The organism is Dyella nitratireducens (assembly GCF_014642835.1).
Taxonomy (GTDB): domain Bacteria; phylum Pseudomonadota; class Gammaproteobacteria; order Xanthomonadales; family Rhodanobacteraceae; genus Dyella_B; species Dyella_B nitratireducens.
Window position 1 is genome coordinate 1 of sequence record NZ_BMJA01000008.1, and the last position, 9,686, is coordinate 9,686.

Genomic DNA, 9,686 nt, shown 5'->3' on the forward strand with positions numbered 1-9,686 from the left:
GGTTTGTCCGGCCGCAATCGTGACGGTGAAGGTTCCGTTGCTGTTGATCGGCACGATACTCAACCCGGACACGAGCCCGAAGTCGGACGCCGGAGCACCGGACAAGGTAATCGTGATGGTCTCCGCCGATGTACTCGGTGCGTCCAACCAAGCCGTATACGACTGTGTTGATCCAGCGGTGAAATCCGGTGCGGGCGGGTCGACGCCGGCGTTAGCCGCGTAGGTCAGGGAAAGGGTCGGTGGAACATGGATGCCGAGAAACCCCGAAGTCAGATTTTCGGCTTGGGTAAGATTGAAGCCCCAGATGTCGATTTGGTTGCCGCCCGGCCCACCAAGCGCAATCACCATTTCCCCAACGGCTTGCGTGTTCTGTCCAGGCGAATACCCAGTCAGAGAGTTCGTGGAGCTGATGAACTGATAGGTGTTGCCATTTTGATCAGTCCAGTTGTCAGTGTTAGAACCACTAGCAACAAGGGCTCCACCTAGCGCCGAGCCATTCACATCGAGCGTGCCAAGCCCCGAGCTACCGTTGGCAAGAATGGTCTCTGTAGAACCGGACGACGCTGGAAAGACGAAATCCAACACGTCCACGGGCGAGCCTGTTTGAACTCCTAGTTGAACGGTGTCGTTTCCGTTCGCTGCAATCAAAGTATCCGCGCCAGCCCCGACTTCGAGCAATTCATTCCCTGTCTGCGCAAGGAGAATATCCTTACCCGAGCCTCCGATTAGCGTATCTCCCGAACCCGTTCCAATGAGAATGTGATTGTTAGCTGCCTCGGAGCTTCCGTTTGATCCTGGGTCGCCCGCCGCTGCGTCTACCTTAAGCAGAGAGGAACTGGCAAATCCGTTGTTAATTTCGTTCTGCGTTGGCGCGACAAAAATGTCGGTCGACTTGACCTCGAACGAGCCGCCTGCACTATTTGAGTCATTTTCTATCTCGATCTGGGGTAGCACGGAGCTGTAATTAGTATTTAAATAGCTCGTGATCAATTCGGCTTCTGAATTGAACGCTGCAGTAAGCGTTTGCACGGGTGTCACTGGAGCTGCAATTGACGGATTCGCGTTTAACAGATAGCTGTTCACCATCGCCAGCGCGCTAGTTGGCGTGTCTGGGTTCTCCGATGTATCAGGGTCGGCTCCATATATCTGCTCATATTTAAAAATTGTCGTTCGATTCGCAGTCAACGTTTCGTAAGCCTGCAGCGCCTCTGCATACGTGCTATTAGCTAGCCCAAAGAGCTGTGACTCCGCGTAGCGACGACGTGCAGTGCTTGCGTTAGTCCCGCCTTGCCAGCCTAGGTTTGATCCGTATCGGATCTCAAACCAGGCCTGCGCCAGATCCTGAACCGCCCCGGGATTCGTGGAGGCTCCAACTCTTGAGAGAATGGAGCCATGACAAAGTCGAAGCAGTTTTCCCCCGAAGTCCGTGAGCGCGCTGTGCGCATGGTGCAGGAGCATCGCGGTGAGTATCCGTCGCTGTGGGCGGCGGTTGAATCGATAGCCCCGAAGATCGACTGCGTGCCGCAAACGCTGCTGACGTGGGTGCAACGGCAAGAGGTTGATGCCGGCCTGAGAGAGGGTGTGACCACGGCTGAGGCCCAGCGGGTCAGAGAGCTGGAACGCGAGGTCAAGGAGCTGCGCCGGGCCAACGAGATCCTCAAGCTGGCCAGCGCGTTTTTTGCCCAGGCGGAGCTCGACCGCCGACTGAAGTCCTGAGGACTTTCGTCGATACACACCGGAACAGGTTCGGGGTCGAGCCGATCTGCAAAGTCTTGCAGATCGCTCCATCGGGTTACCGCATGCATGCTGCACGCCAGCGTCAGCCGGAACGACGTCCGGCGCGAACACAGCGCGAGGAGGTGTTAGTTCCGCAGATCCAGCGCGTCTGGCGTGCCAACCTGCAGGTTTATGGGGCGGACAAGGTCTGGCGACAGCTCGGCCGCGAAGGCATCGTGGCGGCGCGATGCACGGTCGAGCGACTGATGCGCAAGCATGGACTGCGCGGCGCCATGCGCGGCAAGGTCGTGCGCACCACGGTCAGTGATCGTGATGCACCGCGCCCGCTAGACAAGGTTAATCGGCAGTTCCGTGCCGACCGACCGAACCAGCTGTGGGTTAGTGATTTCACGTACGTCTCGACCTGGCAGGGCTGGCTGTACATCGCGTTTGTCATCGATGTCTTCGCACGCCGCATCGTCGGTTGGCGAGTCAGCGACTCGATGCGTACGGACTTCGTGCTCGATGCACTCGAACAGGCGCTCTACGCCCGCCGTCCGGAACGCGACGGCACCTTGATCCACCACAGCGATCGTGGCTCGCAATACGTCTCGATTCGCTACAGCGAACGTCTTGCTGAGGCGGGAATCGAACCTTCGGTGGGAAGTCGCGGCGACAGCTACGACAACGCGCTCGCCGAGACCATCAATGGACTCTACAAGGCCGAGTTGATTCATCGCAGGGGGCCATGGAAAACCAAAGCGGCCGTGGAGCTTGCGACGCTGGAATGGGTGGCCTGGTTCAACACCCAGCGACTGCTTGCACCGATTGGCTATATCCCACCCGCGGAGGCTGAGGCAAACTACTACCGGCAACTCGCTCAGTCACAGGTTGCCCAACCAGCATGACTTAAACCAAATAGCCTCCACAAAAACCGGGGCGGTTCAAGGTGCTCGTCGTGCGCCGCACAGAATCTCTGGCTTGAAAACGCGTCAGTACATCGGTCAGCCACGCCGGCGGCTCATGACCGTTGGCCTGGCCCTGCAACAGGCCAAGCTCGCATCGCTGTCCTCACGTTGTCCGTTCCGATTTAACAGGCTCGCGAGCAGCAAAGCCATCACTCAGTCGTTCGATTTCGATCACTATCCGCTCGCAAGTAGCTTGTGGATCGAACGCATGATGCCGACTCGCAAATTCGAGGGCACTGGACTTGAATCTGCGTTCACTCAAAACGCACCGCAGGATCGTGGAGATCTCTTGCTCCGTCTCATCTCCTCTTAGTGTCAAACCCGCCCCAATGCTCACGACTCGAGTTGCTGTCATCTGTGCTTCCACGTGCAGTGGGGACATAAGCTGCGGGATGGCGGCGAGCAGTGTTCGCGTCACGGACGCTGCAGGCGCGTAGGACACAAAGATGCTCGTTTGGGGAAGCAGAGCGTTGAACCCGACGGGCCGCGGTACGAATTGAAATCCAGGCCGTGTCAGACCCGCCGCAAGGTCAGTGCCCTCCCCCGGCGCGGCACAGATGACTGCCGAGTCCATCTCACTCGCAAGAGCGCGAAGAATCCTTGGCAAGTTCGCCATCCCGGGCCGCAGGTAAGCGAGTACGTGATGTTTAAATCCTGGCTGCCATTGCACTGGTTCGCCACGATCCAAACAATTGATAGGCCCCATGTACGTCTCACCTGATCTGGCACCATACTGATCAAGCTCCGCAAAAGTGGTGAGCCATCGGCCCTCGGTCCGAAAAAGGTCGCACAATGCGGCCAAGGGAGCCGCACGATACGCCGCGAGCACGTCATTGGCACTCGCCAATGCGTGAGCATCCGCGGCTTTCACCTCCTCGGCAGTTACTCCCTCTAAGATCGGGAAGGAAGGCAGTGGCGTCTCAAGCGGCGGCAGTTCGAATCCAGTCCCCATCAGCGCCACGGGTATTCCCAAAATCCTCGCCGCGAGCAGAGGCGTCGGTGCGTAATCCAGCACCACAATATTGGGCCTGAAGAGCGCCAGCAGATTTCCCCATGCCTGCACGAGTCCCCAGAGTGTCGGCGGTCTGTCCCAACCCTGCGTGAGTAGAACATCCGCATAACTCCGCGGTCGCGGAGAATTTGCCCGAGCGCGCAAATCTACGGGTGATTGAACGAACCGGATACCTGCGGGCGCCAGCACTTCGGTAGCAAGTGCCACGTTCCGTACGACCACCAGCACCTCGTGACCTCGTTCTTTTAGGCGCACGGCAAGCGGCAGCAGCTTAGAAAGATGCCCTAGGTTGTCCCCAAGCTCCCAAGCCAACAGCACCCGACTCATCGACTAGTGATCTCTAAAGGAGTTGGCAACGCCCCACCTACCCGAGGTCCCGTGTAGCCAGTGCGTTCATCCACTCGAGAATCGGCACCGAAGGAATCCGGTTCTTCTGCGCCCTCTCCTTCATGCGCACCTCCACTCACCTCACCTTGCCCATGATTGGGTTCCGACCCCGCACCCATGTAAGCCCCCTTCCGTTTGCACGTCCCCGTTTCATTGTAAATGGTTAACCATTTACTTATCGCGCCCTTCTCCTGAATCAACACAGGTGTTGATACCGGTGCGAAACAAGCAAGTGGCCACCTCGACCACCAACGCTTGAAGAGGGTGAATAGGTTGCCATATCCCACGCATTAATCTCGTCGAGCCGCCTAGCACCTCGGCAGACAAATCCGCCTAATGAACCAAGCGTTGGCGCGCTTGTGGTCCATTGATGTTGAGCTCCCTCCATCGGCTCGGCGTCACCCCTTCCCAGTCCCTGAAGGCGCGGTAGAAAGAACTCGTATCCTGGTAGCCGAGCAGGCAAGCCACTTCGTCGATATCGGCAGCCGCGTCGGACAGCAGTTGACGCCCCAATTCCTGGCGCGCTTCCACGAGTAGCTCGCGGAAAGTCTTTCCTTCATCGGTGATACGGCGTTGCAGTGTGCGCTCACTCATGCCTAGTTCGTTGGCCACAACAGATAGCTCTGGACGGCCACTCGCCAGGCTCCGTTTGAGCACCGCCTTTACTTGTTCGCTTATCGAGCTACTACGCTGTAGTTCTCCGAGTGCGGAAGCAAGGGCCGGCGTGAGCATGTCGAGCAGTTCTGGGTTGTGGCCGGGAAAACGACGATCCAGATCGATGGACTTCAGAATCAATGCGTCGCGCTGCGCGCCATAACGTATCGGGCATCCGAAATAAGTGCGATATATGTCGCTCTTCGGCCTACGACGCGTCAGTTCCATACGAAGAGGGACAAGCCGCTGGTTCGTGCCTCTACGGCCGAGTTCGACAAATGTTGCAAACGCCACATCCAAAGCAACGGCCGGCGTTGCTTCCGCTGCATACAACCATTCCACGGTAATGGTGCATTCGCTCTTCTTCTCGGCGACATGCATGTGTTCGGGACTGCACAACCGCTTGAAACGTGCAAGCCGGAACAGCCCGTCACGATAATCCCGTGCATAGAATGCGGCCAGAGTCGATGGCGGATGCACGGACGCGTCGGCCATTTGCACCAGCTTGATGCCCAGCCCCTGCTCCGGCGCCAATGTTTCCAACGCTTTCCACAGCGCAAAGTACTGCGCCGTGGTGATGGATACTTGCCCGGTGAGATGAAGGGTTGCGGGCAAGCCGGCCTGGCGTAACACCACAGCCGGTGATAGCCCGATGCGCTCGACTGTGAGCCAGAATGCTTGTGGGACTCTGCATCTGTCTGCCGGAATGCCGCTCATGATTCCCGGTCCGTTGATGTTGGCATGCCAATCACGCTTGCCGATCCGAACGCTGCTTGCTGAGCACGGCCGAATCCTAGCGCATCTGGCTCATGATCACCCGATCGAATACGCGATCCCCCAGCCACTGGCGAATCATGATCATCGGCTTGGCATACTTGCCGGCGACATAACGCGTACGCGGTTTGCTTGCCGATACAGCCTTCGATACAACGCTGGCAATGACGTCTGGATGAGTGCCGCGCCCCTTTCCATACGCATCTTTTCCGTAGGCGTCCTTCGTCGCCTTGGCGGTCGCCTGCGTAAGCTTTACATAGGCGCCACTCCCCGGTCGCTTGAGAAGGCCTTCGGCAACGACTTCGCCGAAACCCGTCTCGATCAGGCCCGGCTCGACAACCACCACCTTGATGCCGAAGGGAGCCAGTTCCAGCCTCAGGCAATCCGACCAACCTTCGAGTGCATGCTTGGTCGCGTGATACCAGCCTCCCAGCAAGGTATAAATCTTGCCACCCATCGAGGTGATGTTGACGATGGTGCCGCCGCCGTTTTTTCGCATCGCCGGCAGCAGCAGTTGCGTGAGGCGCGCGGGACCGAAGACATTCACCTCGAATTGGTAACGCGCTTCACTGATGCCGATGTCTTCGATAGGCCCGTACAGCCCGAAGCCTGCGTTGTTCACGAGCACGTCCACACCGCCAGCTTCCGCGAGGATGATACCCACCGCAGTCTTCACTTCACCTTCCTTGGAAATATCCATACCGAGAAGCTTGGCCCCAAGCGCCGCAAGATCGCCCATCGCGTCAATGCGGCGCGCGGCGGCATAGACCTGAAAACCATCCTTGATCAGGCGCTTGGCGATCGCCTTGCCCATGCCGGAGGATGCGCCGGTAACGAGCGCCGTCTTCTTTCGTTTATCAGCCATGTGTATCTCAGTGCGTTCTGGTCTTGGGCAATGTAGAACTCGCCCACTACCAGCGCATTGACTCATCGCGCCAATCCACTTGCAGATCACGCCAATCGTCAAGGCCCGCCGAAATGCTGCAACTCCCCGGAAAGCAACAGACGCTTGCCGCGAGACAGCGGCACCGTGGCGAGCAAGGCACGGGCTACACGCGAAGCTGCTACGGGACGATAGTTTGCAGGCAGCAATGGTTTTAGCATCTTGCTCAAACCGATACCCAGCTTTTCGCCGAAGCGGGCTGGCTGATTCAATGCTTCACGATCACCCAATAGGAACGAAGGACGCGCGACAACCAGCGTCTCTGGTGACAGCGCTTCCAGCGCGTCCTCAAGCTCTCCCTTGACCCGGTTGTAGAAAACGCGCGATTGGGCGTTTGCGGCCATCGCGCTGACCAGCCCAATGTGGCGCGCTCCCGCTTGCAATCCTGCCTTGGCCACGGCGAGATTTGCATCGAAGTCCACGGATCGGAAAGCGGCTTGGCTACCGGCTTGTTTGATGGTGGTGCCAAGCGCGAGATAAATCTCATCCACGGGAGGCAATGACGGAATGGTCCGGAAATCCACCACATGCATGGTGAGCTTGGGATGCCGTATACCGAATTCGCGCCGGCATAGAGCATGCGCTTCTGCAACCGAATCATCCTCAAGCAAACCGCGCAAAATGCTTGAACCCACCAGTCCCGTAGCACCGGCAATAAGAACCCTGCGATGGGCCATTCTGATGTCTCGCTTGGTGTATGGCGGATTCGTAGCGTAATTCGAATTCAACCGTGATGCACTGACGCATCGCGCCATGCATGTTTTTACGTTTCGCGCGCATCAATACGCAGCGACGCAAACCGGCGCGCCAGATCAATGGCGTGTTTTGCAGGGCGATTGGCGCTTCTCGTCACTGCCACATTCGTATCAGTTCTCTAGGATCGAATCACCAAAATGCAAGGAACCATCGCGTGAAAAAGTACCCATTTTTACGTAAGTCGATAGTCCACCAAGTGCTTTGCATTCTGCTGGTCCTGCTGCTCGCGCCCATAGCTGTAGCGCAACAGCAAGCGGCCACCGATGAAATTGTTGGAACTTGGGAAGCGGACGACGGCAGCGTAAAGCTCGACATGTATAAAGCAGGGTCGGAATTCCAGGCTCACTTGCTGTACGGCAACCACGTCATGGAATCAGACAACATGACGTTCAAGAAGGATGAAAAAAATCCCAACCCAGTGCTACGTTCCCGATCGTTGAAAAATATCGTCTTTGTCAGCGGGCTTCACTGGGATGGCAGTGGATGGAGCGCTGGCTCTTTGTACGATGGATCCTCGGGCCGCACGTACCACTGCAAAGTGGAGATCGCAGAAGGAAAAATGCAACTGAGAGGATATCTCGGCATACCGGCACTGGGGCAAACCAAGATCTTTCACCGCATCCGCACGCAATCTTGAACGTGACGGTGGTTAACGCATCGGTCGGCCAGCGAAAACCATCACTTTGGCCTTGCCGCTGAAAGCCTGGATCGTGATGGTGTGGAGCGAGTCTTGCGCCGTGAAAACCGGAACCCGCAAGTCATTGGCATCGAAACGCTGCCCGTCCACCACGACCGCACCGACAATTGGCATGACGAAGGCGCATTCGCCCGCCGCCACGGGAACCGTCAGTTCAGCACTTTCGTCCAGCGAGATGTCCAACATCGTCACATCGGTCGGCGGCAGCAGCGAAGAACGCACGCCGTTGAAGCTGCCGACAGGCACGCGCACCTTGATCCCCGGCAGTTGCATCACCGGCACATCTTGTGGTTCCAGGCTCAGCGCGAAGGGCGTGATGCTCCGCTTTTCCAGTGCCAGGCCAACGAAGATTTGCAGCGAATGGACGGTCTTGCCAGGTTCGGCGGGAATTTCCTCGTGCACGATGCCGCGACCGGCCGTCGTCCAGTGAAGTCCACCAGGGCGGATCACGTTGTGGGTGCCAATGTTGTCGCGGTTCTCGATGCCTGTTTCCGAGTCAAGGAAGACGTAAGACACCGCCGAAAACCCCGCATGCGGATGCGGCTGGAAGGTCGGTGCGCTCATCCAGGCGTGATCGATGTTGATGAAGGGATTGATCAACCCGGCTACGCCACGCAAGCCGAGAGCCCGGAAGTGACTGCCGTGGTTGGCGCATTGCACGGGAGCGATAGTAAACGTCGTCATGATGCATGCACTTCCACGCCCGTGCGTGCGACCAGCGCTTCGGATGCGGCCATGAACTGGCGGATGTGCGCTTCGGACAGTCCCACCGACGGCAGGATGGCCTGCCCCTTGTTGTTGAACATCGCGCCGCTGTGGCCTTCGAGGTCCGGGGTGAGCAGCAACGGCACGATGCGCTCGGCGTAAGCATCCGCAGTGGGCGTCAGCAACCCGATCAGCGTTTCCGCCATGCGCGACTTCAGCGAATCCTTGCCGAAGAAGTTGTCCCGGATGTTGGTTTTGATGAGTCCAGGGTTCAAGCCGAAGAACGTGGCGCTCGGATAGCGCTTGGCCGCATCCAACACCAACATTTCGTTGCCGGCGACGGTGTTCATATGCACCGGAAAAGCCTTGTAGGACTTCTCGGCGTTGAGGTCGTCGAAGGTTCCGATTTGGCCACCGCCCGGATAACCCATCAGAAATACGCGCGGCTTCATCGCGGACTGGACGCGCCGCGTGCCTAGTTGAGGCGCGATGGCGTGCAGCATCACCAGCCGGTTCAAATAGCTGACAGCCAGATCGCGCTCGATCCCTTCCGAAGTTTCCTGACGCTGCGGCGCTGCGAAGATGCCGGTGGTGAAGATCACCATGTCCAGCGCTTGCGCCGGCAATTCAGTCGCAACGCGCTGCGCCTCGCGCATCAAGCTGAGGTCGGCCTGGATAAACGTGATTCCAGGCGTGCCCGCATCGCGGAAGGTCTGCCCCACGACGGTGACCTGGGCTCCAAGCGAGGCCAGATGCCGGCTCAATGCGCGACCGATGCCGCCCGTGCCACCGACGACCGCGATTTGCTTGCCTTCAGCACCTGGCGCGGAGGCGGCCCGGCGCTGCCAGGCCACGCTCTTGTTTCGTTTCATGATGAGTTCCTCTGGTTTCAGATAGAGGAATCATCGTTTGCTCTCATAGTGAGATAAAGACAGTATTTTGGAGAATACTGGTCTAAATATGGAGCAATCGACGTCCCCCCGCCTTGAGTAGCGGGATGCTTTGGAGCCCGTTGTCACTTTAACTGCTTTGCGTAGTCCGCGGGCGTCAGCCCGCCCAGCGCCTTCTTAGGTC

General features: G+C 58.2%; 8 protein-coding genes, 1 pseudogene and 1 other annotated feature. Of the genes and pseudogenes, 2 read left to right on the forward strand and 7 right to left on the reverse strand.

What is annotated here, in order from left to right:
* Nucleotides 1-1,086, reverse strand: a pseudogene (locus IEX75_RS23920) (hypothetical protein); the annotation flags it as partial.
* A gap of 306 nt (nt 1,087-1,392) precedes the next feature.
* Between IEX75_RS23920 and IEX75_RS23925 the strand changes: the two are divergent.
* Nucleotides 1,393-2,624 (forward strand): IS3 family transposase gene (locus IEX75_RS23925; protein WP_423373178.1). Its coding sequence is split into 2 segments (ribosomal slippage): nt 1,393-1,681 and nt 1,681-2,624, totalling 1,233 coding nucleotides; the frame shifts between segments, so codons are not numbered across the junction.
* Nucleotides 1,671-1,787 (forward strand) — a sequence feature (AL1L pseudoknot). (Overlaps the previous gene by 117 nt.)
* Nucleotides 2,625-2,787: 163 nt before the next feature.
* Here the strand turns inward: IEX75_RS23925 and IEX75_RS23930 are convergent.
* The 4 genes from IEX75_RS23930 to IEX75_RS23945 all read right to left on the reverse strand — a co-directional run bounded on the left by IEX75_RS23930 (nt 2,788) and on the right by IEX75_RS23945 (nt 7,131).
* Entirely contained in the window at nt 2,788-4,023 is a 1,236-nt protein-coding gene (locus IEX75_RS23930) for a glycosyltransferase (protein ID WP_188798568.1), read from the reverse strand.
* Between the two features lie 393 nt (nt 4,024-4,416).
* Nucleotides 4,417-5,454 (reverse strand): AraC family transcriptional regulator, encoded by a 1,038-nt coding sequence (locus IEX75_RS23935; protein WP_188798570.1) that lies wholly within the window; start codon nt 5,452-5,454, stop codon nt 4,417-4,419.
* A gap of 76 nt (nt 5,455-5,530) precedes the next feature.
* On the reverse strand, nt 5,531-6,376 hold the full coding sequence (locus IEX75_RS23940; RefSeq protein WP_188798572.1) for an oxidoreductase: 846 nt from the start codon (nt 6,374-6,376) through the stop codon (nt 5,531-5,533).
* A gap of 98 nt (nt 6,377-6,474) precedes the next feature.
* Nucleotides 6,475-7,131 (reverse strand): Rossmann-fold NAD(P)-binding domain-containing protein, encoded by a 657-nt coding sequence (locus tag IEX75_RS23945; RefSeq protein WP_188798574.1) that lies wholly within the window; start codon nt 7,129-7,131, stop codon nt 6,475-6,477.
* Between the two features lie 80 nt (nt 7,132-7,211).
* Between IEX75_RS23945 and IEX75_RS23950 the strand changes: the two genes are divergently transcribed.
* Nucleotides 7,212-7,847, forward strand: coding sequence for a DUF2147 domain-containing protein (locus tag IEX75_RS23950; RefSeq protein WP_188798576.1), 636 nt, complete (start codon nt 7,212-7,214; stop codon nt 7,845-7,847).
* Nucleotides 7,848-7,859: 12 nt separating this feature from the next.
* Here IEX75_RS23950 and IEX75_RS23955 read toward each other — a convergent pair whose 3' ends face one another.
* Both IEX75_RS23955 and IEX75_RS23960 read right to left on the reverse strand, forming a co-directional pair.
* The gene (locus IEX75_RS23955; protein ID WP_188798578.1) at nt 7,860-8,591 is read right to left on the reverse strand and encodes a pirin family protein; all 732 of its coding nucleotides are present in this window, start codon (nt 8,589-8,591) and stop codon (nt 7,860-7,862) included.
* Nucleotides 8,588-9,484, reverse strand: coding sequence for an SDR family NAD(P)-dependent oxidoreductase (locus IEX75_RS23960; protein ID WP_188798580.1), 897 nt, complete (start codon nt 9,482-9,484; stop codon nt 8,588-8,590). Before IEX75_RS23960 ends, IEX75_RS23955 begins: the two co-directional genes overlap by 4 nt.
* Nucleotides 9,485-9,686: the final 202 nt, after the last annotated feature.

Coding starts and splice junctions, on each gene's coding strand:
- IEX75_RS23950 (WP_188798576.1), top strand. CDS start 7,212: ATGTTTTTACGTTTCGCGCGCATCAATACGCAGCGACGCAAACCGGCG.
- IEX75_RS23940 (WP_188798572.1), bottom strand. CDS start 6,376: ATGGCTGATAAACGAAAGAAGACGGCGCTCGTTACCGGCGCATCCTCC.
- IEX75_RS23945 (WP_188798574.1), bottom strand. CDS start 7,131: ATGGCCCATCGCAGGGTTCTTATTGCCGGTGCTACGGGACTGGTGGGT.
- IEX75_RS23955 (WP_188798578.1), bottom strand. CDS start 8,591: ATGACGACGTTTACTATCGCTCCCGTGCAATGCGCCAACCACGGCAGT.
- IEX75_RS23935 (WP_188798570.1), bottom strand. CDS start 5,454: ATGAGCGGCATTCCGGCAGACAGATGCAGAGTCCCACAAGCATTCTGG.
- IEX75_RS23930 (WP_188798568.1), bottom strand. CDS start 4,023: ATGAGTCGGGTGCTGTTGGCTTGGGAGCTTGGGGACAACCTAGGGCAT.
- IEX75_RS23960 (WP_188798580.1), bottom strand. CDS start 9,484: ATGAAACGAAACAAGAGCGTGGCCTGGCAGCGCCGGGCCGCCTCCGCG.